Origin of the sequence: Fructobacillus apis (genome assembly GCF_023893635.1) — a bacterium.
GTDB lineage: Bacteria > Bacillota > Bacilli > Lactobacillales > Lactobacillaceae > Fructobacillus > Fructobacillus apis.
In genome coordinates this window covers 101,581-127,449 of record NZ_JAMWYK010000001.1, presented here as the reverse complement: position 1 = coordinate 127,449, position 25,869 = coordinate 101,581, and the positions used below count along the sequence as shown (strand labels likewise).

At 51.4% G+C, this 25,869-nt stretch carries 26 protein-coding genes, 1 tRNA gene and 1 other annotated feature; of the genes, 22 read left to right on the top strand and 5 right to left on the bottom strand.

Annotated features, from left to right (window positions below; translation table 11 throughout):
• Window positions 1-78 precede the first annotated feature (78 nt).
• Both NFX39_RS00605 and NFX39_RS00600 read left to right on the top strand, forming a co-directional pair.
• A complete protein-coding gene (locus NFX39_RS00605) occupies window positions 79-1,260 on the top strand; it encodes a DNA repair exonuclease (protein ID WP_252442034.1) in 1,182 nt (393 codons plus the stop codon).
• A complete protein-coding gene (locus NFX39_RS00600; protein ID WP_252442032.1) occupies window positions 1,250-3,700 on the top strand; it encodes an ATP-binding protein in 2,451 nt (816 codons plus the stop codon). Before NFX39_RS00605 ends, NFX39_RS00600 begins: the two co-directional genes overlap by 11 nt.
• A 98-nt stretch (window positions 3,701-3,798) precedes the next feature.
• Here NFX39_RS00600 and NFX39_RS00595 read toward each other — a convergent pair whose 3' ends face one another.
• The 3 genes from NFX39_RS00595 to NFX39_RS00585 form a co-directional block, all read right to left on the bottom strand.
• Window positions 3,799-4,698, bottom strand: coding sequence for a peptidylprolyl isomerase (locus tag NFX39_RS00595; RefSeq protein ID WP_252442030.1), 900 nt, complete (start codon window positions 4,696-4,698; stop codon window positions 3,799-3,801).
• A 126-nt stretch (window positions 4,699-4,824) separates the two neighbouring features.
• Window positions 4,825-5,043, bottom strand: a complete 219-nt coding sequence (locus NFX39_RS00590; protein ID WP_252442028.1) for a hypothetical protein — start codon at window positions 5,041-5,043, stop codon at window positions 4,825-4,827.
• 3 nt (window positions 5,044-5,046) lie between these two features.
• Window positions 5,047-5,475 (bottom strand): HIT family protein, encoded by a 429-nt coding sequence (locus NFX39_RS00585; protein ID WP_252442027.1) that lies wholly within the window; start codon window positions 5,473-5,475, stop codon window positions 5,047-5,049.
• Between the two features lie 71 nt (window positions 5,476-5,546).
• On the opposite strand from NFX39_RS00585, the gene NFX39_RS00580 reads away from it, so the two are divergent.
• The 3 genes from NFX39_RS00580 to trmB are packed head-to-tail and all read left to right on the top strand — an operon-like array spanning window position 5,547 to window position 8,181.
• Window positions 5,547-6,257: an ABC transporter ATP-binding protein gene (locus NFX39_RS00580; RefSeq protein ID WP_252442025.1), complete on the top strand. Its 711-nt coding sequence runs from the start codon at window positions 5,547-5,549 to the stop codon at window positions 6,255-6,257.
• Window positions 6,254-7,507 (top strand): ABC transporter permease, encoded by a 1,254-nt coding sequence (locus tag NFX39_RS00575; protein ID WP_252442024.1) that lies wholly within the window; start codon window positions 6,254-6,256, stop codon window positions 7,505-7,507. The genes NFX39_RS00580 and NFX39_RS00575 overlap by 4 nt, the downstream gene beginning before the upstream one ends.
• A 14-nt stretch (window positions 7,508-7,521) precedes the next feature.
• A complete protein-coding gene (gene trmB / locus NFX39_RS00570; RefSeq protein ID WP_252442023.1) occupies window positions 7,522-8,181 on the top strand; it encodes a tRNA (guanosine(46)-N7)-methyltransferase TrmB in 660 nt (219 codons plus the stop codon).
• Between the two features lie 49 nt (window positions 8,182-8,230).
• Here the strand turns inward: trmB and NFX39_RS00565 are convergent, their stop codons facing one another.
• On the bottom strand, window positions 8,231-8,488 hold the full coding sequence (locus tag NFX39_RS00565) for a hypothetical protein (protein WP_252442021.1): 258 nt from the start codon (window positions 8,486-8,488) through the stop codon (window positions 8,231-8,233).
• Between the two features lie 404 nt (window positions 8,489-8,892).
• Window positions 8,893-8,966, bottom strand: a tRNA-Arg gene (locus tag NFX39_RS00560).
• 187 nt (window positions 8,967-9,153) lie between these two features.
• Between NFX39_RS00560 and NFX39_RS00555 the strand changes: the two genes are divergently transcribed.
• The 17 genes from NFX39_RS00555 (at window position 9,154) to argS (ending at window position 25,832) form a co-directional block, all read left to right on the top strand.
• Window positions 9,154-9,480 (top strand): DMT family transporter, encoded by a 327-nt coding sequence (locus NFX39_RS00555; RefSeq protein ID WP_252442019.1) that lies wholly within the window; start codon window positions 9,154-9,156, stop codon window positions 9,478-9,480.
• Window positions 9,481-9,525: 45 nt separating this feature from the next.
• Entirely contained in the window at window positions 9,526-10,296 is a 771-nt protein-coding gene (gene pnuC, locus NFX39_RS00550) for a nicotinamide riboside transporter PnuC (RefSeq protein WP_252442018.1), read from the top strand.
• Window positions 10,297-10,482: 186 nt separating this feature from the next.
• Window positions 10,483-11,094: a TetR/AcrR family transcriptional regulator gene (locus tag NFX39_RS00545; protein WP_252442017.1), complete on the top strand. Its 612-nt coding sequence runs from the start codon at window positions 10,483-10,485 to the stop codon at window positions 11,092-11,094.
• 45 nt (window positions 11,095-11,139) lie between these two features.
• Window positions 11,140-11,216 (top strand) — a sequence feature (ribosomal protein L21 leader region).
• 13 nt (window positions 11,217-11,229) lie between these two features.
• Complete coding sequence (gene rplU, locus NFX39_RS00540) at window positions 11,230-11,529, top strand: 50S ribosomal protein L21 (RefSeq protein WP_010690655.1); 300 nt, start codon at window positions 11,230-11,232, stop codon at window positions 11,527-11,529.
• Between the two features lie 27 nt (window positions 11,530-11,556).
• The gene (gene rpmA, locus NFX39_RS00535; RefSeq protein ID WP_274705056.1) at window positions 11,557-11,868 is read left to right on the top strand and encodes a 50S ribosomal protein L27; all 312 of its coding nucleotides are present in this window, start codon (window positions 11,557-11,559) and stop codon (window positions 11,866-11,868) included.
• 147 nt (window positions 11,869-12,015) lie between these two features.
• Complete coding sequence (locus tag NFX39_RS00530) at window positions 12,016-13,107, top strand: aminopeptidase P family protein (protein ID WP_252442016.1); 1,092 nt, start codon at window positions 12,016-12,018, stop codon at window positions 13,105-13,107.
• A 110-nt stretch (window positions 13,108-13,217) separates the two neighbouring features.
• Complete coding sequence (locus NFX39_RS00525) at window positions 13,218-14,567, top strand: bifunctional metallophosphatase/5'-nucleotidase (protein ID WP_252442015.1); 1,350 nt, start codon at window positions 13,218-13,220, stop codon at window positions 14,565-14,567.
• Window positions 14,568-14,582: 15 nt separating this feature from the next.
• Entirely contained in the window at window positions 14,583-15,569 is a 987-nt protein-coding gene (locus tag NFX39_RS00520; protein ID WP_252442014.1) for a YutD family protein, read from the top strand.
• A gap of 125 nt (window positions 15,570-15,694) precedes the next feature.
• Complete coding sequence (locus tag NFX39_RS00515; RefSeq protein WP_252442010.1) at window positions 15,695-16,249, top strand: biotin transporter BioY; 555 nt, start codon at window positions 15,695-15,697, stop codon at window positions 16,247-16,249.
• A gap of 29 nt (window positions 16,250-16,278) precedes the next feature.
• Complete coding sequence (locus NFX39_RS00510; protein WP_252442009.1) at window positions 16,279-17,301, top strand: biotin--[acetyl-CoA-carboxylase] ligase; 1,023 nt, start codon at window positions 16,279-16,281, stop codon at window positions 17,299-17,301.
• A 132-nt stretch (window positions 17,302-17,433) separates the two neighbouring features.
• Window positions 17,434-18,036, top strand: coding sequence for a non-canonical purine NTP pyrophosphatase (locus NFX39_RS00505; protein ID WP_252442008.1), 603 nt, complete (start codon window positions 17,434-17,436; stop codon window positions 18,034-18,036).
• Window positions 18,037-18,245: 209 nt separating this feature from the next.
• The gene (locus NFX39_RS00500) at window positions 18,246-19,277 is read left to right on the top strand and encodes a tRNA dihydrouridine synthase (protein ID WP_252442007.1); all 1,032 of its coding nucleotides are present in this window, start codon (window positions 18,246-18,248) and stop codon (window positions 19,275-19,277) included.
• A 149-nt stretch (window positions 19,278-19,426) separates the two neighbouring features.
• Window positions 19,427-20,572: a cation:proton antiporter gene (locus NFX39_RS00495; RefSeq protein ID WP_252442006.1), complete on the top strand. Its 1,146-nt coding sequence runs from the start codon at window positions 19,427-19,429 to the stop codon at window positions 20,570-20,572.
• A gap of 281 nt (window positions 20,573-20,853) precedes the next feature.
• Window positions 20,854-22,389 (top strand): UDP-N-acetylmuramyl-tripeptide synthetase, encoded by a 1,536-nt coding sequence (gene murE / locus NFX39_RS00490; RefSeq protein WP_252441996.1) that lies wholly within the window; start codon window positions 20,854-20,856, stop codon window positions 22,387-22,389.
• A 3-nt stretch (window positions 22,390-22,392) separates the two neighbouring features.
• The gene (coaBC, locus tag NFX39_RS00485) at window positions 22,393-23,628 is read left to right on the top strand and encodes a bifunctional phosphopantothenoylcysteine decarboxylase/phosphopantothenate--cysteine ligase CoaBC (RefSeq protein WP_252441994.1); all 1,236 of its coding nucleotides are present in this window, start codon (window positions 22,393-22,395) and stop codon (window positions 23,626-23,628) included.
• A 40-nt stretch (window positions 23,629-23,668) separates the two neighbouring features.
• A complete protein-coding gene (locus NFX39_RS00480) occupies window positions 23,669-23,920 on the top strand; it encodes a hypothetical protein (protein ID WP_252441990.1) in 252 nt (83 codons plus the stop codon).
• 220 nt (window positions 23,921-24,140) lie between these two features.
• The gene (gene argS, locus NFX39_RS00475; RefSeq protein WP_252441988.1) at window positions 24,141-25,832 is read left to right on the top strand and encodes an arginine--tRNA ligase; all 1,692 of its coding nucleotides are present in this window, start codon (window positions 24,141-24,143) and stop codon (window positions 25,830-25,832) included.
• Window positions 25,833-25,869: the final 37 nt, after the last annotated feature.

The window sequence follows — 25,869 nt, the reverse complement described above, 5'->3', positions numbered from 1 at the left end:
GGTCGTTTTTTCGTTGTCAAAAAGAGTGCTTCTAGTATAATGAAGGATACGAACACCTGTTTGCAAGAGGAGGCACAAATGGTTTCATTTCTTCACGCGGGGGACGTCCACCTGGGCAATCCCTTTTCTGGTTTGAGCCGGCAATTGAATAAGAAATTTGAAAAGGCCGTGCTGAACGCGACCTACGACGCCTTTCGGGCGATGGTGAACAGCGCCATCGAACGCCGGGTGGACTTCGTGGTTTTTCCGGGGGATTTGTTGCACGGTTCGGGGAACTCGGCAAAGATTGAGGCAACCTTGAGCCAGGCTTTTTTGGACTTGGACGAGGCGGGCATCCAGGTGCTTTTGTCATACGGAAACCACGACTACCAAGCGCAAAACGAGCAGGGACGGTCATGGCCGGAAAACGTGCACGTGTTTGGAAACGAAGTGGAGACGGTCGTGTTGGCATCCCGTGCGGGCGAGAAGGTGGCCTTTACTGGTTTTTCTTATGCTGACCGCATGGAAAAGACGGACCGGCTTTCCACCTATCCCATGCGTGCGGCCAACGTTGACTACCAGATCGGACTCTACCACGGCTCCCTTGGCCAGGCCGGCCGGGATCAATACGCGGCCTTTTCGCTTCAAGACATGCTCCAAAAGGGCTATGACTACTGGGCGCTTGGTCACATCCACCAACGAGAAATCCTGCACGAAAAGCCCTTCATTGCCTACTCCGGTAATTTGCAAGGACTCAACCGCAAGGAGCTTGGGCAGAAGGGCTGCTACCTCGTGCAGACGAGCGACCAAGGCGAGCTAACGCCAACGTTTTTGGACTTCACGCAGGTGCTCTGGGACAAGGTCGAATACGAGGACGTACCATCCTTTGACGCCTTGGTCTCAAGGCTTAAAAACGCCGGGACAGATCAGCCAACCTTACTGTCGGTTGCGATGACGGGAGAAGTCGGGGATGACTTGCACTCAGCCGACGCCAAGGGCCAGCTTTTAGAGCAGGTTCAAAGCCTGAACTTCGCTCATCCGGTCTGGCCGGTCAACGTGAGCGTGGTACATGAACAAAAGACCGAAAAGCCGGCCTTTGCCTCGATGTCATTCGACGAGGCCGTTCAGGACGTCTTACAAGAAGACGATGTATTGGCGGCGCTGTTGACCAATCAGGTGCCCCTTGAATTACGCCAGTACTTCTTAAGCAACGAAGGGAAGAAAGCGATTAAAGACCGCCTAACGGTCCTGTTGGAAGGAGGTGAAGGTCATGAAGATTAAGCAGATAACGATTTCCGGTTTCGGGAAATGGTCCAACGTGACCTTTACCGACTTAGAGGACTGGCAGGTCTTTTACGGACAAAACGAGGCGGGAAAGTCCACGTTGAAAGACTTCGTACTCGGGGTTTTCTTTGGTTTTCCAACGGGAGGAAAAGCCAACGTCCAACTGTACGAGCCACGTTCCGGCGCTAAGTACGGAGGTTTTGTTGACATCGACTGTCAAAAGGGTGCCTTCCGCATCACACGGATGGGTCGCGTGCAATCCAAGCTTTCCGTGACCGAAAGGGAAACGGGAATGGACATGCCAAACCCTGAGAAATTCCTGAACGACCTCTTCTCCCCGCTAACAAAAGAGGATTACCAAAACATTTACTCCTTTAACGAGGTCGAGCTGGGCGAAGTCCAGCGACTGACCGAGGTTGACTTAGAGCAAACGCTTTTGTCCTTCACGAAACCGCAGGCCCAACGCTTCTTGAACTGGGCGCAAGGGCATGACAAAGAAGCCGCTAAACGCTTCGGAAAAAGTGTCACCAGTAAGCGCGAATTGAACCTCGCCATCAAGGACTACGGCCGACTCGAAAACGAGAGAAAGCAGAAGCAGTCCGGATTGGCCGACTATCGCCGTGCCGAGCAGGCAGTGCTTTCAGTCAGCGAGAAGCAAAACGCAGCCAAGCAGGCCGTTGCTAAAAGACAGGCCGACTACCAGGCAAGCCTCGAACTCAAGAAGGCCTGGGCCATATACAAACAGAACCGCTCCGAGCAGTCGGAGGACGCTCCAAACGCGTCAGAAAACCCGGCCGCCACGGCTAGCCCTGCCAATTTTACGGTTCAAGCCGCACAGCTGGCCGACCAAGACTGGCAGCCCGCCTTAGAGGAAGCCATCAACATCGAATCCGAGCTGAAGTGGCTGTCCGAGCAAATCGAGAAAAACGGCAAGGATCTCGCAACACTTCAAGCCCAACTCAAAGCAAACGAGGGGAAGAGGAACACCAGCGACTTGAAGCAGAAGTGCAAGGCCCTATCACAAAACTTGGACCGCTTGTTCACGCTGAATCAGGAACTTAGCCAGGCGGAGGAAACCTTTGGTGGTCATATTCCGGAACCCCTCAGCCGACGTGAGGAACTCATTTTAGACAAAAGCCGAAACGGTGTCTGGCCGATGGTTATTACTGCCTTGGTTGCCGCAGCCGGCTTCGTGCTCTCCTTAGCCTTCGGTCTCGTGTTAAGCTGCGCTTTCATCGCCGTGGCCGCGCACTTTACCTTGGAGAACAAGCGTGCCAAGGACATACTCGACCGCTTTGCGCCACTCACGAAGGAAGAGGTCTTTGAAAAGCAGGCTGAGTTGCAAGCCATTGTCGCCAAGCGTCACGAACGACGCGAAACAAGCGAGCAGCAGCAGACGCTCACGCAGTCCGTCTTAAACGCCATGGTAGCGGCTGGACAGAAAGCCCAGGCCGAAGCCATCCAAGGCGAGTCTAGCCAACGGATTCTGCAAGTGGTCCAGCAGTACTTGGCCCAGGAGGAGAGCGAGGGGCAAAACCGCACCTTCGTTCGTCTGGATGAAGCGACGACACAGCAGGCTGACTTGTACCAGAAGCAAGGAGACGCGCAGAAGCGTTTGGCGCTGAACTTGAACCGCTTTGGTTTCGAGACCTTGGACGACTTCAAGGCCTTTTCAGTACAGCAACGTCAGATGCAACGGTCGAAGGACCGCGAAAATGCCGCGCGCGACCAGGTTGGTGAGGCGCTTTGGGAAAAGGTCCAGGCCATCGAAAAGGAATGCCAAGGGGATACCCAAAAAGTTGACGCTCGTTTGAACGAGACTTTGGCAAGCAAAGAGACCGACTTACAGGCTGAAAAGAAAAAGCAGGACGCACTCCAGAATCAATTGGAGGACGCTCGTGTGGAGCTCAATTCCCTGGCTGGGGACGAGAGTCTTTCGGCCGTGGATCAAAAGATGGAGAACCAGATGGCCTACATGAAGGACGGCTTCACGGATTACCTGGCGAAGCGTTTGCTCGTGCCGGTCGTGAACCAGGCGTTCTTAGGAAAGCAGGACCGCCTGTCGGACGAGGTGCTGGTACAGGGTTCCGCGTACCTGGCCCAGCTGTCGGAAGGCGACTACGAGGAAATCGTGCTGGAAGACGGCAAGTTGAGTGTGGCAGGGAAGGCGGAGAGTCGCTTTGCTATCCACGAGTTGTCGGCGGGGGCGAAGGATATTGTGTACTTGGCGCTGCGTTTGGCACTGGCCACGTCGCTTGAGCTGAAGGAAAGCTTCCCAATTATGGTGGACGACGCCTTCGTGCACTTGGATGATGAGAAGAGAAAACGGGCACTTTCGCTGATGCAAGAGATTGCTTTTGATCAGCAGGTGCTGTTCTGGACGTTTAACCCGGAAGTGGAAGGAAAGAAGAAGGTGGATTTGAACGCCTATTCTTAGGAGGTCGTCACTGACTTTGCCCATGAAAAAACGCGCCCCTTACGGCGCGCTTAAAACACACAAAAAGCCAGTCCTTACGGACTGGCTTTTTCATTTCGTTAAACGGCCGCTTTCATGTAGCCGGACAAGGCACCCTTCAAATCAGAGTCCTTAACCTTAACGTCGGCTGCGCTCAGGAGCTTACCGATAATCTTCTTCATTTCGTCTTGGTTCTTTGAATCGTTGATGAAGTCGTTGGTTAACTTATCCTTCAACTTTGATTCAACCTTTTCCTGGGCTGGCTTTTCATCCATGTGGTCCATGCGAACAACATAGTAGTTACCCTTTGAACCCTTAACAGGGGTTTCGGAGTAAGCGCCTTCGCCCTGGTTGAAGCCGGCCATGCGAACCTCTTGTTCAATGGTTGTGTTCGTCGAATCAAAGGCAGGCAACTGACCAGTACCAGATACGGCAGCGTTTTGCTTTGAGTACTGGTGGAAGACATCGTCCCATTCGGCACCGTCGTTCAAAGCGTCGATGGCCGCTTGGGCGTCGTCTTCGTTGTCTGTGGTAATCAAAGAAACCTTTGTGTCAGGCACGTATTCTTCGTAAGCTTGGTTCAATTGGTCGCGCGTTGGCTTGTAGTTTGCCTTCACGGCTAATTGCATAACTTGCTTGTCACGCAGGTTTTGCTTGAACTGCTTTGTCGTCATACCGTTTTGAGACAAGTAAGACTTAAACTTTTCTTCCCCGTACTGGGACTTCATGTTGTTGAAGGACTTGTCAATTTCAGAGTCGGTCACTTGCTTGCCGTACTTCTTGTCCAAGACCTTGTTAATCACCATTTGGGCGAATACTTGACGACCAGCAGAAGACTGCTTTAATTCGTCCACGTAGTCGGCCTGGGTAATTTTTCCGTTGTCCGTCGTGGCTAACGTCTTTGAGCCGTTCACGGCTAAGAATGTCAAACCAGCGATGAAGACAGCAGCCAAAACACCCAAAATTACTTTGCGGGGCATAGTGTGTCCTTCTTTCAATTGTTAATCTTTATCATTCTAACATAGAAAAGACCAGGAAGTGCCAGGCAATAGGAAATGTCACATTCCCATTCTGAATAAGGCAACGACCTGCAGAAAAGAAGCTGCTTATTTCTTCTTCATGTGGTCCAAGGTTTCTTGGATGCGAGCAAGGGGCGCCTTGTTCTTGAAGTTTAAACGTTCAACGCCACGTTGGACGTCTTCAATGTCTTTTTTGGTCCCTTCCATCGACTTTTGAAGAACCTTCACTTGAACCTTGGCTTTCTTTTGCAAGGTGTTCACGTCCTTCAAGTTTGATGCGAGGTTTTTGATCTTGTTAAATGCCATGGATTATTTGAACTCTTTCTTAATTTCGTCTGCGATTGCTTGGTAGCGTTCGGCTGCGTAATCAGCTGAGTGGTCAATGGTAGGAACGAGGGTTTCGTTCAAGTTGTCGTCTTCAAAACGAGGAATCAAGTGCCAGTGGGAGTGCAAGACCGTTTGACCAGCGGCTTCCCCGTTGTTTGAGGTGATGTTCATCCCCGCAATCGACGCATCCGACGCCTTGATGGCCTTCGCCAACTTTAGCAAAGTCAAGAGCACGTGCTTGGCTGTTTCTTCGTCGTAGTCGAAGATGTTGTCCACGTGCTTTTTAGGAATCAAGAGCGTGTGACCTGGCGTCACCTGGGAGATGTCCAAAAAGGCGAGGACGTATTCGTCTTCATATACCTTGTAAGACGGGATTTCACCGTCGATAATCTTGTCAAAAATGTCGACCATTGTGTGGCTCCTTTTCACGTTTTTCTACAACTATTATAGCAAAGGCTGAAGAGCCTGTTATAATAAAGAACATGGGATTACAAGTAAACAATCTAAAAGCTGGCTATGCCGGCAAAACCGTCGTGTCGGATTTGACTTTTACAGTTGCTAGCGGGCAAATTGTCGCCTTAGTTGGTCTGAACGGCGCTGGAAAGTCCACCACGTTAAAGCAGGTCATCGGGCAGGGACGCCTCTTGGGCGGCTCCATTAGTCTCGATGGTCGTGACCTGGCCACGCAGCCCTTTGAATACAAGCAGCTTTTGGCCTACATCCCCGAGCAGCCCATTTTGTACGAAGAGCTGACTTTGGCCGAGCACCTTCACCTGATGCTTTCCTCACACGGCCAAGACGATGCCACGCACTGGCGCCGTGTCGAAGAGCTTTTGGCAATTTTCCGCTTGGACAACAAGGAACACTGGCTGCCCATCCACTTCTCAAAGGGGATGAAGCAAAAGGTGCTGCTGGTTGCCGCCTTTGCGGTGGACAGCCAACTTTTGGTCATCGACGAACCATTCCTCGGTTTGGACGTCCTGGCTCAAAAGCAGTTGATTGACCTGATGAAGGAAAAGGCCGCAAACGGTACGGCTGTCTTGCTCACAACCCACTTGTTGGATCAGGCAAAGAAGTACGTTGACAACTTCCTCTTGCTAGAAGAGGGTGGCTTGACCTTTGCGGGAACTGCTGATGATCTCGTCAAGGAAAAAAACGGCGGAAACGACCAATTGGATGACCTCTTCTCATGAAAAAGGTAGATGCCACAATTGAATTACGCGACTTATACGCACTGAGACGGGGTAAGAGCCTGAAGGAAAATCAAAAGTATCTGAAGCTGCTTTTCAACGACCACTTTCTGATTTTCTTGATGATTGCCTTTGGTGGGGCGGTACTCGTTTACCGCTCGGTCATGAACCAGGATTTGACGATTGGCAGCACAGGCTGGACCTACTGGCAACTCGCCCTTTTTGTCTGGTTGTCGCTTGGCTTACTCTTTGGTAACCTGCAGACCTACTTCAAAAAAGCCGACGCCGTCTTTCTGTCGGCGGGGGATGGACTGCTCGTTCACGGTTACTTGAAGCAGGCAAAGGTCTTTTCATTCGTGCTTTCAGTTTTCTGGCAGGCGATATTCTTCATCGTATCATTGCCCATCATCGCAAACACGGACATGGACTGGGTGTCTGCCTTCTTGCTCTTCTTATTGGTGCTCTTTTTGAAGGTCGCCATGATTGAAGGACAGGTGGCAAGCTTGATTTCAGCCAAGTTGGCTGAGCAGCCAAAGCTTTTGGCCCGCGTCAACTGGACAATCGCTCTTATCACGCTCTGGTGCTTTATCTACCTGAACGTGTGGGTGGAAGCGATTGCTTTGTTTTTCTCCTTTCTCTTTGCTTTCTTGCGTGTCTACCAGACGCGTTACATGAAGAAGCGGGGAACAATTAGCTTTTACAACGCCATCGCCTTGGCGGAAAAAGAGGAAGGGAAGCGCTACGGCTTCTTCTCACTCTTTGCTCAGGTGCCGGGCCGTCAAAGCAGTAGCAAGCGTCGCGCCTACCTCGACGTTATCGTCAACTGTCTCGGCAAGCAATCCGCCTACCAGCAGCTCATCTGGAAGAAGCTGTTCCGCAGCCAGTCCGGTTTGAACTTGGTGGTACGACAAGTGCTGGTCTTTTACGTGTTGCTTTTGGCGGTTGATTCGACAAGCGCTTGGCTCTTCGCCGCGTTGACCGCTTTGCTCATCTACTTGATGGGCAAGCAGCTCCTGCCGTTTTACGAAAAGGTCGAAGCGGTCCTTTGGACGGACCTGCTCTTTGCCGATAAGGAAAAAAAGCAAAGCGACTTCCGTCGCGTGCTCACCAGTATCAACGGCTTTGTCACCGTGCTATTAAGCATCGCTTTGCTACCATTGCAAGGCGTGCAGGCAGCGGCCATCGTCTTGGTAGCTGGTTTGGTCACTACGGTCGTACTCGACCGATTTTACTTCAAACAAAATCTTAAATAATAGAGGATAACATTATGCATTTACGTTCAAAACCATGGGCTAAGCCATGGCTCGAAGCTCACGAAGACTTGGTCATCACACAGGACCACGCCCAAGAATTGAAGGGCAACTGGCAGGGCATCTTTGACAAGGAACAACCCATCCACGTTGAAATTGGTTCCGGTAAGGGACAGTTCATCTTGGGGATGGCCTTGGCACACCCTGAAATCAACTACATCGGAATGGAAATTCAAGAAACGGCAGTGGCCATTGCTGGTCGTAAGTCATACGACCAGGTTGGTGTGTTGCCAAACCTCCGTTACATCTACGGAAACGGTTCAGGAGTCGAAACATACTTCGAAAAGGCCGAGATTCAAAAGATTTACTTGAACTTCTCTGATCCATGGCCAAAGACGCGTCACGAAGCGCGTCGTTTGACTTACAAGTCCTTCCTTTCCTCTTACAAGGCTGTCTTGCCTGAAGGTGGGGAAGTGGAATTCAAGACGGACAACCGTCACTTGTTTGAATACTCCATGGTTTCTTTCATGGACTTCGGGATGCGCTGGACGCCGGAAGACTACACGTTGGACTTGCACGCCGACGAAGACAAGGTCGAAGGAAACATCAAGACCGAGTACGAAGAAAAGTTCTTGGCCAAGGGGCAACCAATCTACAAGATTAAGGCTCACTTCTAATTGAAGAAACAAAAAAAGGACTGCCGGATGGCAGTCCTTTTTTAATTATTTATTTATCCGTTTCGACAAAGCCGCGTGTGTTTCGGAAACCGTCGATGGCAAGCTTTGCTGAAAGTTGATCAGGGAAGCGTTGCACGTGGACGTTCACGACGTCGGAGTTGGCGAACAGCTCAACGCGTTGCACCAAGTAGTGGGGCGTGTCAACGCCTGTGGTGAGTGAGATGACGTCGCCTGCGCGTGGGGCGAGGGGTAAAGAAACGTTCGTTTCGACCCGAGCGGAAGCCACTACGAAATTGTATTGGACCATAGTTTCCTCTTTCGATTTTTCTTATCTAAAAATTCAATTTAATCTTCCCCCTTATTGTATGGGACTTCAGAAAAATTGCAAGGTGTCTTAAAGCAACCAGTTCACGCCCTAAACGACACTCAAGCTATAAAAGTCAGACCCGACCCAAGATAATAAAAAGGGGTGATAATTTGTGCTTCCAAAAAGAGTAGTACCGAGACAAAAAAATTGAATAAAAATACTGTCATGGGAACGTTTAAAGTAGTTTACAAAGAAAGAATTAGGGTATAAACTTTAGGTACATCAAGTCCCCAGGCGAAAGAGTCTGGGATTTTTTTATGCCCTAAATCACCCTGAAAGTAGCCAACCTTTGAACGGCTACCTATAATAAAAAACAGCCAGGCGAAAGCCTGACTGTTTGATCATGCGCTGAGGGGGAGTCGAACCCTCGACCTGCCGGGTAGAAACCGGCTGCTCTATCCAGCTGAGCTACCAGCGCGAAAAATTCATAAAGCACAGGACTTAGTTTAGCAGAAAGAACAGGGCATTTCTAGTCTAATTAAAGGCTTGGTTGCCTTTTTATCGGGGGCGTCTCAGACTTTTATAAAAGCGGTCTAGGGACGATTGTTGTCCTTGTTAATTTCTGGTAAATAAAGGATAATATTCCGGTAGTAAAGGAGACGGAAATGTTACCGTATTTTTATCTATTTTTAGCTGTTGCCGCTGAGACCAGCGGTACCATGTTAATCGGCTCGACAGACGGCTTTACAAAATTGTTACCGACAATCTTAACTTTGGCTTGCTACGGGGTTTCATTCCTCTTATTAGCAATTGTCGTTCGTTACATTCCAGTTCACCTGGCGTATGCCACCTGGTGTGCGAGTGGTATACTAATAATCACGAGCTTAAGTGTGCTCCTCTTCAAAGTCTCTTTGAACTGGCAAACGATTGTTGGCCTGATTTTACTCATTATCGGGGTGATTTTGGTCAACCTCTTCGGGCGCGTACATTAATTTTTTTGCGCGAATAGCCATCTTCGCGCGATACAGGAGGAAAACATGGCAGAACAACAAACAAAGTCTGGTTTCACTTGGCCTGAAGTTAAGGCAAACATGAAGCAGATTTTCACTTGGTCATACTATAAGGAAGGGTTCTCAGGTTGGGACCGTTCATCATACGTATGGCTCGCAATTGGTCTTATTGTCATCGTCTCAACTGGTTTGGCCCACGGCTTGAACTACTTGTCAGTGATGTCAATGCTCGGGGGAGCCATCGGGTTCACTTGTACTTTGGCCATTACGGCAAACCGTCGAATCAACGGTTTGTTAGGATTCATTTCCGCCATCTTGATTTCAATCGTTGCGTTCCACTCACGCAACTACTCAGACATCGTGATGCAAATGATTTACTTGGTTACCTTGGACTTGAACTTCATGCTCTTTGGTAACGCATGGCAGAACCGTAAGATCAAGGCCATGGATAAGAACGGATGGGTAATCGGTGTCGTTACGGCCATCGTTGCCTACATCTTGTTGTTTGCCATGGACGCGTACGTCTTCAACGCTCCCCGTCCTGAAATCGATGCGGCTGCCGCAACGATTGGTATCGTCGGTGCAACGTTGACGATTTCAAAGTACCGCGCTCAATACTGGATGTGGACTTTGCAAGGAATTATGTCCGTTTCCCTCTGGGGACTTACGGCTTTGCAAGGGGATGCCAACTGGGTTCTCTTCGCAACGTACATCTTGTACTTAGGTAACGACGTTCTTGGATTGTGGTTCTCACCATGGGCCCGTTCCGTAAAGAAGGAAATTGCCGAAAGAGTGTAATAACTCGTTAACTTATTTCTTGAATAAAGAAAAGAAAAAGAGGTCAAAAGTGTCGTTTAGGACGCGCTTTTGACCTCTTTTGCCATTTCGTGTACAAAAAAGAGCCTTTGGGCTTGACCCTTGCTATACTCAGCGTGAATTAGTGTTGATTATTCAGCACGAATAAAAAGCGATGGGAGAAAGCTCATGGAAAAATTAATGGACGCACGTGTCTTGCGTTCGAGACAAGTACTACGTAGTTCGGCAATTGCTTTAATGACGAAAAAGGAGAAGTTCTCAATTTCAGAATTACTGGTTCACGCCCACATTACCCGGGGAACCTTTTACCGGCACTATAATAACAAGGCGGATTTAATCTACGACGTGAACAGCCACTTAGTTGATCAACTGCTGCAGCACAGCGAGGGAACCTTCTCCTGTTACAGCATGCTGCTAGAGGTAGCGGACAAGGGGACCTTCTACCACGCCGTTTTTAACCATAATAAGGATGCGAGCCTTGTCTACCTGTTGGTTGAACGATTGCGAAAGCAGCGGGACACCGCCTTGCTCGACATGGTGCCGGGACCGATGAAGACGCGGATTGTGTTCCAGTGGGAAATGATGGTGGCCGCCTACTTTGCGGCCGTCTCCCTGTGGTTGGAGGAGGGGATGCCCTTTCCACCGGAAGAGCTGGTGGAAGAATTCAAGCTGCTCTGGCGCAACTCAACGGGAAGAACGAAAAAATCCGCCCAGGCCCTCTTTGACTTTTCCTGCCATGTCCAGCAGAATAGGGGAGAAGAATTCTTTATCCAGAGCTAATTCTTGCAATTTTTAAAGTCCCCTGCTATACTTAATGAGTTGTTAGCGCAGCTACAACCACACAATTCAGGTTGAAAGATCGTTGTTAAAACCGCCTCGGATTGGTGAGTCTAAGTATAAAAGGAGAATTCAATAATGGCATACGCAATTATTGTTACTGGCGGCAAGCAATACAAGGTCGCTGAAGGTGATACCATCTTTGTTGAAAAGTTGGACGCCCAAGAAGGAGACAAGGTTGTCTTCGACCAAGTAGTCTTGACCGACTCAAAGATCGGTACACCTTTTGTTGAAGGTGCTAAGGTTACTGCTACTGTGGAAAAGCAAGGTAAGGAAAAGAAGGTTGTTACTTTCAAGTACCGTCCTAAGAAGCACTCCCACACGAAGCAGGGACACCGCCAACCATACACGCGCGTGACGATTGATTCCATCGCGTAATCATCACTGTAAAAGGAGAATAGACTTATGTTGATGAATCAAGATAACTTACAACTCTTTGCCCACCACAAGGGAGGTGGATCATCTGCCAACGGACGTGACTCAGCGGGTCGTCGTCTTGGTACGAAGGTTGCCGACGGACAAGCATTGACGGCTGGATCAATTATCTACCGCCAACGTGGAACGCACATCTACCCAGGTGTTAACGTTAAGCGTGGAAACGACGATACGTTGTTTGCATTGACTGACGGAGTGGTTAAGTTCGAACGTAAGGGTCGCGAAAAGCGCCAAGTTTCCGTTTATACTCGGGAAGAATACAACAAGATGTTGAATGCATAATTTGTTGAGAAAACGCAGCCTTCGGGCTGCTTTTTTTGTGCAATTTTGATTGATTCCGCCTTTTTATGAGAATTGGATGAGAACTTGTGCTACAATGACAAAAACGAAGACAGATAAAAATAACGTTCAGACATTTGGAGGTTTACCATGGGATACTTTGAAAAGCGCATCGAAAGGCTACAAAAGCTGTTGAAGCAGTTGGAATTGGACGGCTTGCTCATCACTAACGGTTCAAACATGAACTACTTGACTGGTTTCTCTGGTGGAACGGGGGATGGTGCCTTGGTTGTCTCCTTGGCCGACGCCGTCTTGATCACGGACGCCCGTTACGAAAACGAATACGTGGACACCTTGCCTCAAGGTGTTTCCCTTTCCATCACGCGTGGCTACTATGAAGAAGCCGTTCGCAAGGTACAAGCTATGGGTATCAAGAAGCTCGGATTCGAAGCCGACATGCCATACGCCATCTACGAACAAGTCGAAGATTTGCTCCCAATGAAGGTGACCTTCGACGCCATTCCAGGCGCCGTTGAAGCCCTTCGTGAAGTGAAGGACGAAGCGGAAGCCGAAGCCTTGCGCAAGGCCGCTGCCGCCTCAACAAAGGCCTTCAACCAATTGATGGAAGAAATCAAGGTCGGTATGACGGAACGCGAAGTCGCCAACCGCTTGGACGCCTTGCAAAAGGAATACGGAGCCGACAAGCCATCCTTTGACACGATTGTGGCATCCGGTGCCCGGTCAGCGATGGCCCACGGAACCGCAACGGACAAGAAGTTGGAAAAGGGAGACTTGGTCACCATTGACTTTGGTTACTACGTTGACGGTTACACGTCCGACGTGACCCGTACCATTGCCATGGGCGAAATTGATCCCGAATTGAAGAAGATTTACGAGATTGTCTTGCAGGCCAACAAGGACGGCATCGACGTCTTGAAGCCTGGCTTGTCCACGTCTGAAGTGGACGCCGTGACACGTGACTACATCTCAGACGAGGGTTACGGTCAATACTACAACCACTCAACGGGACACGGTGCCGGATTGGACATTCACGAAGGACCAGTCTTGTCCACGCGCTCATCCGACGAAATCGTTGCGGGTAACCTCTTAACGATTGAACCCGGCATCTACTTGCAGGGCAAGGGTGGTGTTCGAATTGAGGACGACGTGCTTGTAACAGAAGACGGTCATGAAGTTTTGACGTCAGGGATTCCAAAGGAACTGCTTGTCATCGAACGCTAAGACGTTTTAGTCGCTGCCTGTGGCAGCGACTTTTTTTATTACCCATTTTTAGATGAAATTTAAGAGAAGTACGCCAAAATAATGTTAAGATAAAAGTTAAGGAGGGCAACATGGAAACACTCGACATCAGACACACCAATGACATGCATTCGCACTTCGGCCCCTGGCCAAAGATAAAGCGCTTTTTGCTGAAGGGGACCGACGAAAACGGCACCATCTTCCGCTTTGACATTGGGGATGCCATCGACCGTTTCCACCCGTTGACCGACATCACACTTGGGAAGGCCAACATCGACATTCTAAACGAGGCCGACTACGACGCCGTCACGATTGGTAACAACGAAGGCCTCGTCATGCCCCACAACGAACTGAACCACCTTTACGACAAGGCCAAGTTCGACGTTCTCTTGGCAAACATGAAGGACGGCGCTGACCGGACTCAGCCAGCCTGGGCCAAGCCATACAAGATTTATAATTCCGCAAACGGTGCCAAGATTGCCGTGATTGGAATGACGGCGCCATATATGCAGACCTATCACACGCTTGACTGGTATCCCGAAGAACCCGAAGACGTCTTGGACCGCTACCTCCCCGAGATGCGAAAACAGGCCGACGTCGTCATCCTACTTTCCCATCTGGGACTGCCCGTTGACCGTGACCTCGCCAAGGACTACGACATCGATTTGATCATCGGTGCGCACACACACCACTTGCTGCCTGACGGGGAACTCGATAACGGTACCTGGCTCGCAGCTGCCGGTCGCTACGGCGCAAATGTCGGTCAAGTAAAGATGACCCTGGACGACAATCACAAGGTGACTAACGTCTGGGTGAAGGCCTTCGATACGGACGACCTGCCGGAAGAATCAGGTGACGCCGAATGGGTCGCTGACATCGACCAAGAGGGAATCGACCAAGAAGAGACCATCATGGCCACGACCTACGAAAAGGCCATTACCAAAGAAGAGCAAGCACAGGACTGTCTTTTAGCCCTGAAGGACTTCATGGACCTGCCCGTTGCCATCGCCTCAACCGGTCTTTTCTTAAACGATTTGCCGGCTGGGCCAAAGTCCAAGTACACCTTCCTAAAGGACATTCCACATTCCATTCATCCCATGAAACTCACGCTTTCCGGTCATGACCTGAAGGCCTGGGTGGCTGAATGGGAGAAGAAGGCGGGCAAATTACTCACCCAAAAAATCAAAGGTTCCGGTTTCCGGGGCAAAGTCTTTGGTAAAATGGTGACAGCCGGTCTTGGCGTCGACGAAGCAGGCAATCTGCTTTACAACGGCGAAGTGGTGGAGGATGAGAAGCACTACGACCTCGCCACTCTGGACCACTACCGTTGGCTCGACTTCTTTACGATGGTCGACGAGGCGCCAGCCGAGATATACTTAGCAACGCTCCTGCGTGAAATGCAGGCCGACTACTATCAAAAACTAGAGGAAAAGCAGTTTTAAACTGTCAGTAATTCGATGGATCACGCAACCTTAAAAGATAAGACAATCGAGCAACAACAAAAGCGGCAGGCCGAATTCGACGTGTCTCGTTTTGGTGACGAGATTGGCGTTGACGGCATGAAGCTCGTGTTGGTGGATGACTTTAAGGAAGCCTTTTCAGAAGAAGGTTTGGCACTCCGCTACACGCCTTTGTTGAAGCAATACGACTACATCGTTGGTGACCTGTCCGCTGGACAGCTTCGCCTCCGTGGTTTCTACCACGAAGAGCGAGAGGTGCCAGCCGACCAGAAGATCAACACGCTGGCCGATTACCTGTACGAAACGGTAAACTTCGGTGCGCCGTACTTCATCTTGCAAAACGAAACCGTTGCCTTCCGTCCACGCGCGGCCAAGGACTACCTGGCCTACTGGGAAGAAGAGCAAGAACAAAAGCGCAAGGAACGCCAGGCTTCTCAAAAGAAGCACAAAAAGTCCGGTTCAAATGGAAACGGCAAGAACAACCATTCGAACCGAAAGAACCGTCCAAACGGGAAGCGCCGTTCCGAACGTGAAAACGAGAAGCAGGAAGCGCAAAAGAAGCAGGGGAAGCAAGGGCAATCCAAGCGTCGCCACCGCTTCACGACCAAGAACAAGGACGAAGAAAAGAAGAATCAACCGGCGGCAAAACCAAACCAAAGCAATCAAGGTGCAAAGCCAAACCAAGGGACGAAGCCAAACGCAGGTGGAAACGAGGGGGATGGTAAGCCCAAGAAGCGCCGACGCCGCCGGAATAACCGTAAGCCAAAGGACGCTGCGTCAAAGCAGGGCCAGGGCCAAGGTCAGAAGCAAGCGGCGCCAAACAAGCCGGCTTCTGCCAACAAGCCCAACCAGAAAAAGCAATCGGCCCAGGCGAAGTCAAAGCAAAACAACAATCAAAAGCAGCAAAAGCCAGCCCAAAATCAGGACGGTAAGCCAAAAACTGCCAAGAAAAAGCGTCATTTCACGATTCAAGAACGAAAGTAAAGCGCTTGATATAAAAGGAATCCCGAGGGGATTCCTTTTTTTTGTGCCCGAAAAAGTCAGGGGCGGGCTTGACTTTTAGTAACCCTTATAAATATAATTAGGTTACTTAATTTAAGGAGAGAATTATGAATCATTCAAAAGTACGTAACTTAACCATTGACGCGGTCTTTTTGGCCCTCCTCATTGTCTTTGCGATGGTGCCTGCCATCCCCGTCGGCTTCATCCCCGTTCCCATTGTCTTGCAAAACGTCGCGGTCATGCTCATTTCATTGCTCCTTGGCGCACGCCGCGGTTCAGCTGTCATGGCCATCTTCATTATGATGATTGCCATCGGAATGCCTGTTTTGACCGGTGGACACGGTGGGATGGCTTCCTTGGTCGGACCAACGGCCGGATACATTTGGGCCTGGTTGTTCCAACCAGCAGCCTTTGCCTTCTTGGCCCGCTTTGTTCCGAAGAAGGAAGGCGCTTTGATGCCAAACTTCTTCCTCTCATTTGCCTTGATTTTCATCTTGGACATGGTCTTGGTCTTCGGATTGGGATCCGCTTGGTTGGCTCACGTGGCCCACATGGACTTCTTCAAGGCCTACCTTGGAAACATGGCCTTTGTACCCGGCGACATGATTAAGGTCTTTATCGCCACAACAGTTGCCACGGCCATCCAAAGTCGGGTAAAGTAAGAGTAAGCAAAAACACGTTGGAGATTGCCATGGCAGACGCAAAGTTGAAAACAAAAGACCGAGTCTTACAAGACCTCCTGGAACACGTTGGTTCCTATGTTTCTGGTGACCAACTGGCCCAGGACTTGGACATCAGCCGTGAATCCGTCTGGAAGGCCGTGAAGTCCCTGCAAAAAGACGGGCACGTCATCACTTCTAAGAAGAAGACGGGCTACGCCTACATGCGTTCCAACCACATCGACCAGCGGGTTGTGACCCACTACTTGAACGGTCTGAGCCACGGCAAGCAGGCCTTCGACAAGATTGAAATTGTCGAAAATACCGCCTCCACACAGACCGATGCCAAGGACTACTTGGCCAAGCATCCCGCTGAAAACCCCACGCTCTTCTCCTCACGGACGATGGGCGCGGGGTACGGTCGTCGCGGTCGCGCCTTCTTTGCGCCAAAGGACCACGGGCTCTACATTTCCTTGTCCTTGCCGATTAAGGAAAAGAACCAGGTCGTGGCCAGCTTGCTCACCACATCGGCGGCCGTTGTCATTGCCCAGGTGATTGAGCAAAACTTTCCAAAAGTTTCCGTCGACCTGAAGTGGGTGAATGATTTGATCATCAACCGCCACAAGGTCGGTGGTATCATCACCGAAGCGGTTTTCGACATGGAAACCCAGCAGTACACGGCCCTCGTGATTGGCTTCTTCGTGAACATCTTACCGGCTGACTATCCGGATGAGATTTCGCAGAAAGCTGGTTCCGTCTTGACCACCAAGGAAGCTTGGGTCGACTGGAACTTGCTGCTCGCCCAGTTCACGCTCGCGCTCATCAAGATGGGGGACGACTACTTGGATGGTCGTTACCTGGAAGACTATCGCAAGCGCTCCCTCCTCATTGGCAAATCGGTGTCCGTTCAAGTCGGACAAGATGTCATCGCCGGTGAGGTACAGGGCGTTTCGGACCAAGCTGGTCTTGAAATCAAACAGGACGACGGTTCGGTAAAGACGCTTTACGCCGGTGAAGTCACCAAGGTGAAGCTGCTAGAAAACTTGAATTTGTAAGTAATCGAAAATGAGGCGCCTTAGCAGAATTGCTGGGGCGCCTTGGTTCGTATCCAGATGGCTCCGCCGGCTGTCAAAGTCCGGGGCGACCAGGACCGATTTTTCGGTGTTCGAATGTAAGAGGGGGCAGGCATGCGCTTCGTATTTGCCACGAATAACCAAAAGAAAATCATGGAGCTGAAAAAGTTCGGCGCCTTGCTCGACCAGGAAGTGGTTGGCTACGAAGAGGTGCTCGGTAAGCGCTTGGCCTTTCCGGCCGAATCCGAGGACAGCCTCGAGGACAACGCCAAGGCCAAGGCCAACTTTGTCCACCAGTACCTGCCAGATGAGTGGGTGCTGGCCGACGACACCGGCTTCTTCCTGGAGGCCTTTCCGGACCGTTTCGGCGTGACGGCCGCCCGTGAGATGAAGGAGCTCGGTCTGTCTGGTTCTGAAAACATCAACCGCTACCTGTTGGACTTATATAAAGACGTACCCGATGAGAAGCGGGGTGCGTACTTCTTGGCCACGATGGCCTTGGTTTCACCCGAAGGGAAAGTGGTTGTTGTTGCCGAGCGTGGTGGCGTTGCCATTGCGCACGAACCCCACGGGGGACCGGAACTCGGTGGTATCACGGACATCATCTTGGGGGAGAACGGGCAGACACTATCTGCGATGCCGTTAGAAGAGGTCCTCGACTACCACGATCGTTCACGGGCACTCCGTGCTCTAATCGAGGCCGTTTCAAAGCAATAACTCGTTTTAAGCCAGCTGACGGATGTCGGCTGGCGTTTTTATATGGGTGAGAAGCGGGGCCGGATAAACGGCATGGCACACCGGTGGTTGAAGTGCGAAGCTGGGCCGCTCGCAAGCGGTCTGGACCAGCTTTTGAAAGGGCAGGCAAATCGTGCTAAACTATATTAGTTAATCTCACGATAGCCCACTCGGGCCAAAAAGGAGCTCTCATGCGACAAGCAAAGTCAGCATACTGGCAAAAGGTGGTTGATTCCGCCAAAAACTCAGACGGCACACCGCGCCCATTCTTTTCCATGGCGCCCATGGAAGCCGTCACCGACACCATCTTCCGCCGCGTCGTCGCCAAAGCCGGCGGCCCCAACATCTACTACACGGAATTCACGAACGCCGCCTCCATGGTTCACCCCGAGGCCAAGTTCTCCGTCCAAGGCCGCTTAGCGGTTGCCGATGGCGAAGAAATGCCCATCGCCCAAATCTGGGGCTCCAAGCCCGAAGTCATCGCCGGCGCTGCCAAGTTGCTCCCAGAAATGGGCTACGAAGCCGTCGACTTGAACATGGGGTGCCCCGACGGAACCGTCATCAAGAACTCCGCCGGTTCCGACCTGATTCGTCACCACGACACGGCTTTGGCTCTGATCGACGCCGCCAAGGAATCCGGCCTGCCCGTTTCCGTTAAGACCCGTCTCGGCTTCTACCGCATCGACGAGTACGAAGAATGGCTGACGAAGATTCTCCAGGCCGACGTTCAAGTTTTGACCATCCACCTGCGCACGCGTAAGGAGATGTCCAAGGCCGACGCCCACTTCGAACTGATTGACGACATCGTCGCTTTGCGCGACAAGTACGCGCCAAACACGCTGCTCCAAATCAACGGGGACATCAAGAACTTCAAGCACGGGCTCGAACTCGCCGCCGCCCACCCGGGTGTCGACGGGATTATGATCGGTCGTGGTGTCTTGGAAGACCCATACGCCTTCAACCACGAAGAGCGCGAACACAAGCTGTCCGAATCGATTGACTTGCTGAAGCTACAGCTTGAGCTCTTCGACGAAGTGAACAACACGGTTACGCCAAAGCACTTCGAAGCCTTGAAGCGCTACTTCAAGATCTACCTCCGCGGCTTTGCCCACGCGGCCAAGCTCCGTCAAGCGTTGATGGAAACGCACTCGACGGACGAGGTTCGTGCCTTACTCGCCGAACACGAAGAAGACTTGGTGAAGTGGGAGAAGGAACAGCGCTAGAGTGCTGTGGCTGGCAAACACCATTTATGCTAAAATAGAATTAATTTGATACACACGTTTTTGGTCGAGGTCGTACTCGAGGACTAGTCTAACGGGGGAGTTAGGCGGTCTTTGAGACGGCCTTTTTTCTTTGCAATGAAAGGATGATTATGACGGGAATTACTTTAGCCAGCATGCTGTTTTTTGCTTTATTGCTGGGATACTTAGCTGAAAAAGTCGGCCTTCCGGCCGTCGTCGGACAGATTGGGGCCGGGTTGGTCTTAGGTCCCGCCGGCCTCCATTTTCTGGAAGCAAACAGTGCAAGTGAGCACTGGGCCGAGATGGGCCTCTTGCTCTTAATGTTCTTAGCCGGAATCGAATCGGACTTCGGTTTGCTCAAGCGCCACTTGAAACAGGCGGTCGCAGTCGCTTTGGCCGGGGTTGTCACACCCTTTGTCGTCTTCTTTTTCTTCGGCCGTTTGATGGGCCACGGCAATGAGACCGCTTTACTTTGGGCGGTGCTCTTTTCCGCCACTTCGGTGTCCATCACCGCACAAATCCTAACGGAATACGGGAAGCTGAAATCCGACGCCGGTGCGACCATCCTTGGGGCAGCCGTCTTAGACGACATCATCGCCGTCTTCATGTGGACGGTCTTCCAAACGGTCTTCGGCGTTGGAACGAAGTCGTTGCTTGGCCTTGGCGTAACGGGCGACACGCTCTTCATGATTGTGGTAGTGGCTGCTGTTTTAGCGCTCCTATCTTTTGGATTACCACGCGTTTTGCCTTTGCTTTCTCGGATTCCACAACCGGGGTTGGTGTTGACGCTGACATTCGTGCTCATTTTAGCGACGGCGTTTGGTGCTGAGGAATTGGGACTTTCGGGCGCCATCATGGCCTTCATGGTCGGGGTTATTTTCTCCCGCCAGCAGGGCGAAGCAAGTATCGAACACGCCATAACACTGATTGGAAACACGGTCTTTATCCCGGTTTTCTTCGTGAACATCGGGCTGAAGGTCGCCTTCGATGGGCTCGGTAATTCTTGGATTCTAGTGATTGCGCTTACGGTACTCGCCATTTTGACTAAGTACTTTGGCGCTTACTTCTCGTCCTTTTGGACCGGCCTGTCAAAGTCCGATGCGACCGTTGTTGGAATCGGGATGGTCTCAAGAGGGGAGATGGCCCTGGTGATCTTGGACCTGGCACTGGCCGCTTCGCTCGTCGGACGCCAGTTCTACACGGACATGGTGCTGGTCATCCTATTGACGACAATCTTCACACCAATCGCCTTGAAACCGTTGATGAAGCGGGGGTAAGTGGTGGTTTTGAAGCGGTAATGTTGTTGGTTAGGGCCGATAATGTTGTTGGTTGCGGCTGATAATGTTGTTGCTTGCGGTCGATGAGCAAGCGAGCGTGTGCATCCGCTGCCTTTCGTCCGCCGTTTTGGTGGATAACTGGGAGAAATAGAGCGGTTCGTGCACGCTTCGTGAATCAAAGCAGAATAAATTGACATTCGAAAGAAGACGGCTGGTACAGCCGTCGTTTTTTCATTTTGAACAGCCTTTTTTAGAAGGCAAAATGGTATAATATAGGCACTATGATTATTACTTCAAAACAAGTGACAACGCTCCTCGACGAGCATCATCTCCTTATCGAAGCCCCCGCCTTCGACCACGATTTCGCCTTTATGCACTACGACTCCCGCCAAGTGCAAGACAACACGCTCTTCGTCGTCAAAGGCGCCTTCAAGAAATCCTACCTCGATGGTGTTGCCGGCGTGACCGGTATCGTTTCCGACCACGACTACGGTATCGAAGCGCCGCTCTGGCTCGTTTCAGACACCCAAAAGGCACTCGCCGTCCTCTCGGCCGCTTACTTCGGCTACCCACAACAAAAACTCTGGATCGGTGCCTTCACCGGTACCAAGGGGAAGACCACCGCGGCCTATTTCGCCCATGCCATTCTCAACGAAGCGACCCAGGGCAAGACCGCGCTCTTCTCCACGGTCGACCGCATCGTCGGCCCTAATCTAGAAGACAAAAAGAAGTCCGACCTCACCACGCCCGAGTCCTATGAGCTCTTCAAGGACATGGCCCGCGCCGTCGACAACGGCATGACGCACCTCATCATGGAAGTGTCCTCCCAGGCCTACCTGAAGAACCGAGTCTACGGCCTGCGTTACAACGTTGGGGCTTTCCTGAACATCTCACCCGACCACATCGGACCAAACGAGCATCCAACCTTCGCCGACTACCTGGCACACAAGGAAATGCTTCTGGACCACTCCGACGCGGTCATCTTGAACGCGGGGATGGACCACTTCGAAGAAATCTTTGACCGTGCCGCCTCGAAGCACGACCAGGTCCTAACTTATAACCGCAAGGGCGCGGAATGCCAGAAGGCGAACTTCAAGCCAACGGTTTTGTTCGAATCCCAAAAGTCCGAACTGCACGACTCCTACTTTGAAGCCAAGGATTTGGCCGACAAGAAGGAACTCGCGCAAGTGAGCGGTTCTTACCGTCTGAACCTTCCCGGTGACTTCAACGAGGAAAACGCCGTGGCTTCTCTGATGATGACGGCCTTGGCTGACGCCAAGCAACCCGCCATGAAGAAGGGATTGGACGAAGTGACCATCCCAGGTCGCATGCTTTCACTTGCACTGCCTGGACACGGTGTCGCCTTCGTCGACTACGCCCACAACTACACGTCTTTGAACGCGCTCTTGGCCTTCGCCAAGAAGCAGTCACCAAAGGGGCAGGTCATCGTCGTCTTGGGGGCGCCCGGTAACAAGGGGGTCTCCCGTCGTTTGGACTTCGCCAAGGTTTTGTCCAAGCAAGCCGACACCGTCTTCTTGACGGCCGACGATCCCCAGTTTGAAAAGCCAGAAGATATCGCCCAGGTCATCGCGGACGCCATCACAAACGACGCGCTCACAATCAACTACCAGATGGACCGCATCAAGGCCATCAACGAAGCCGTGGCACTTGCCGGTTCTGACGACCTGGTGGTCGTTGCCGGTAAGGGGGAAGACCCTTACCAGAAGGTCGACGGCGTCGACGTGCCTTACATCGGTGACTTCGCAGTGGTTTCAAACTGCAAAAAAGCAATTGAAGAAGGAACTTTTGAAGGATAAGTCATGAAAAAGACTTTGTCAGACAAAAACATACTCTTAGCCGTTACTGGTGGCATCGCCGCCTACAAGGCCGCCGAACTCGTGCGCGCCTTTAAGAAGCGCGGCGCCAACGTGAAGGTTGTGATGACGGCTGCCGCAGAAGGCTTCATTCCAGCTAAAACACTCGCCATCCTGTCAAAAGAAGACGTGTTGACGGACGAATCCCAGGCGGCAACTGCCGAAGTGGCCCACGTGCAACTGGCCCGCTGGGCGGACGCCCTGGTTGTGGCACCCGCCACGGCCAACACGCTGGCTAAAATGGCCAATGGCATTGCGGATAACGTGTTACTCGAAACCATCCTCGCCTCGGCTGCACCCGTGAAGGTCATGGCACCCGCCATGAACGATCAGATGTGGGCGAACCCGGCGACGGCACGAAACGTGAACACGCTGATCTCAGACGGCTTCTCATTGGTCGAACCCGATACTGGCTTCTTGGCCGAAGGCTACGAAGCCAAGGGGCGCCTTGCTGAACTCAACACGATTGTGAGTCAGGTGGAAGAGGAGTTAAACGAACGTTCTGCTGAAGACGAAATCCTGAGCCACTTAAAGGGGCAAAAGGTGGTCATCACGGCAGGCGGAACGCGCGAGCCCATCGACCCCGTTCGCTTTTTGACCAACCGCTCGTCTGGTAAGATGGGCTACGCGTTAGCGGAAGCGGCGCGGTTGGCTGGTGCGGACGTGACTTTGGTCGCTTCAGTCAAGCGAGACTGCAACGCTGGGATTAAAGTGCGGATTGCCGAAAGTGCCGAAGCGATGCTTTCTGCCGTGCAAGAAGCGATGGTTGATGCCGACGTCTTCATCTCGGCCGCAGCCGTTTCTGACTACCGCTTGAAAGAGCCTTTCACAGACAAAGTGAAGAAGCAGGGGGACGACGACGGTCTGACCTTGGACCTCGTGCAAAACCCCGACATCTTGAAGACGGTGGGGATGGCCAAGAAGCCGGGACAAATCGTCGTTGGCTTCGCAGCTGAGACCAAGGACCTGCTTGAAAACGCCACGGCCAAACTTCAAAAGAAGAACGCCGACATGATCGTTGGGAACGACGTGACCAAGGCCGGCGCTGGCTTTGACAAGGACACCAACGTGGTCACGATGGTTCGCGATGGCTTAGCGCCCATCGAGGCCGGGCCCGCTTCCAAGTTGGCCATCGCAAAAGAGATTTTAAAACAAGTCGCTGATATTCAAGAACAGCGGTAAATATGGTATAATAAATACCTAATCGAAAAGGGAGGCTGACATGGCTAAAACAGACGAAGAAAAAGCAGCAAAGTACCATGTAGGTGACATCTTGTTGGCACCTGCCTATGGCAATTTGGAAAAGCCCTTTACTGGAAAGGTCGAAAAGGTTTACGACAACGCATTACTCGTTGAAATTACCGAAAACGACCCAGCTGACCAGCCTGCTGTGAACGAAATGAACCACCGTGGTGTTGTCAAGATGGACGATGTCGAAGTGATTCAAGAAGCAGCACCTGAAGAAGAAAAATAACAGAAAAAGAAGAAGGCAGGTAGGCCTTAGACAGTGACCAAGCGGTTGGTGAAAGCTTGGAAGTCCTCCTGACCCGCGCCACTTTTTCTGAGAGCAACAACATTTTCATAAAAAGTGGTTGGGCAACCGACTATTAGAGTGGTACCGCGGGCAGGGCTCGTCTCTTCATGACACATGGAGGGGCGGGTCCTCTTTTTAAAAAGAAAGATAGGAAGAAATTATGGCAGAACATCAAACAGTGATTACAGCACTTTCGGCTGTACTACCAGATTTAGCACCAGCAGACATCACGTCAAAGCTTGAAGCACCAAAGGACGCCAAGCTTGGGGACGTGGCGTTTCCGACTTTTACACTCGCTAAGGTTTTGAAGAAGGCGCCACAAATGATCGCCGCTGAATTGGTTGAAAACATCGACCAGTCCGCCTTCGAAAAAGTCGTGGCCACGGGACCTTACATCAACTTCTTCTTGGACAAGAAGGAAGTGACGGCGCAAACGTTGAAGACGGTCTTGGCTGCCGGCTTGGACTACGGTCAAAACGATGATGGAAAGGGCGCAAACATCGCCTTGGACATGTCATCACCAAACATCGCCAAGCCAATGTCCATGGGACACTTGCGTTCAACGGTTATCGGAAACGCTTTGGCTAACTTGTCAGCTAAGAACGGCTACAACCCCGTGAAGATTAACCACTTAGGTGACTGGGGAACACAGTTCGGTAAGTTGATCTACGCTTACAAGACCTGGGGTTCTGAAGAAGAAGTGAAGGCAGACCCAATCGCCACGCTCTTGAAGTACTACGTGGAATTCCATGACAAGGCCAAGGAAAACCCTGAATTGGACGACGAGGGTCGTGCCTGGTTCAAGAAGTTGGAAGACGGTGATCCAGAAGCCCATAAGCTCTGGGCCTGGTTCCGTGAAGAATCCTTAAAGGAATTCACGGAAATCTACGACCGTTTGGGCATCACCTTTGATTCCTACAATGGAGAAGCCTTCTACAACGACAAGATGGACCGCGTGGTCAAGGCCTTGGAAGACAAGGACCTCTTGGAAGAATCACAGGGTGCCCAAATCGTTGACCTCTCAAAGGTGAACGAAAACCTGACACCTGCCATGATCAAGCGTACCGACGGTGCCACGCTCTACATGACGCGTGACTTGGCCGCTGCCATGTACCGTAAGGACGAATACAACTTCGCCAAGTCACTCTACGTGGTTGGTGGGGAACAACGTGAACACTTCCAACAATTGAAGGCTGTGCTCTCACTCCTTGATTTGCCATGGGCAGACGACGTGGAACACATTCCATTCGGTTTGATCACCTTTAACGGTAAGAAGATGTCCACTCGTAAGGGTGACGTGGTCTTGTTGAAGGACGTGTTGGACGACGCCCACGAGTTGGCCTTGAAGCAAATCGAAGAAAAGAACCCAACGTTGGCCAACAAGGACCAAGTGGCCGAAGAAGTTGGGGCCGGAGCCGTGGTCTTCCACGATTTGATGAACGACCGGACGAACAACTTCGACTTCAAGATTGAAGAAGTGGTTCGCTTCGAAGGTGATACGGGACCATACGTGCAATACACGAATGCCCGTGCCCAATCCATCTTGCGTAAGGCAGGAGTCGAAGTGGATACGTCAAACATCAGCTTGGATGACGCCGCAACCTGGGATACGATCACCACGTTGAACGAATTCCCTAAGACGGTTCGCCGTGCCTTTCTAAACCGCGAACCATCCATCGTCGCAAAGTTCGCCTTGCACTTGGCCCGTACCTTCAACAAGTACTACGCCAACTCAAAGATCTTGGCTGATGACGAAAACAAGAACGGTCGTTTGGCATTAGTTGCGGCCGTTTCAGACACGCTTTCTGCTTCTTTGCAGATTTTGGGCGTTTCTGCACCAAAAGAAATGTAATTCTAGAAAATTCGTTTTTCTTAGCAAAGTCTGATTC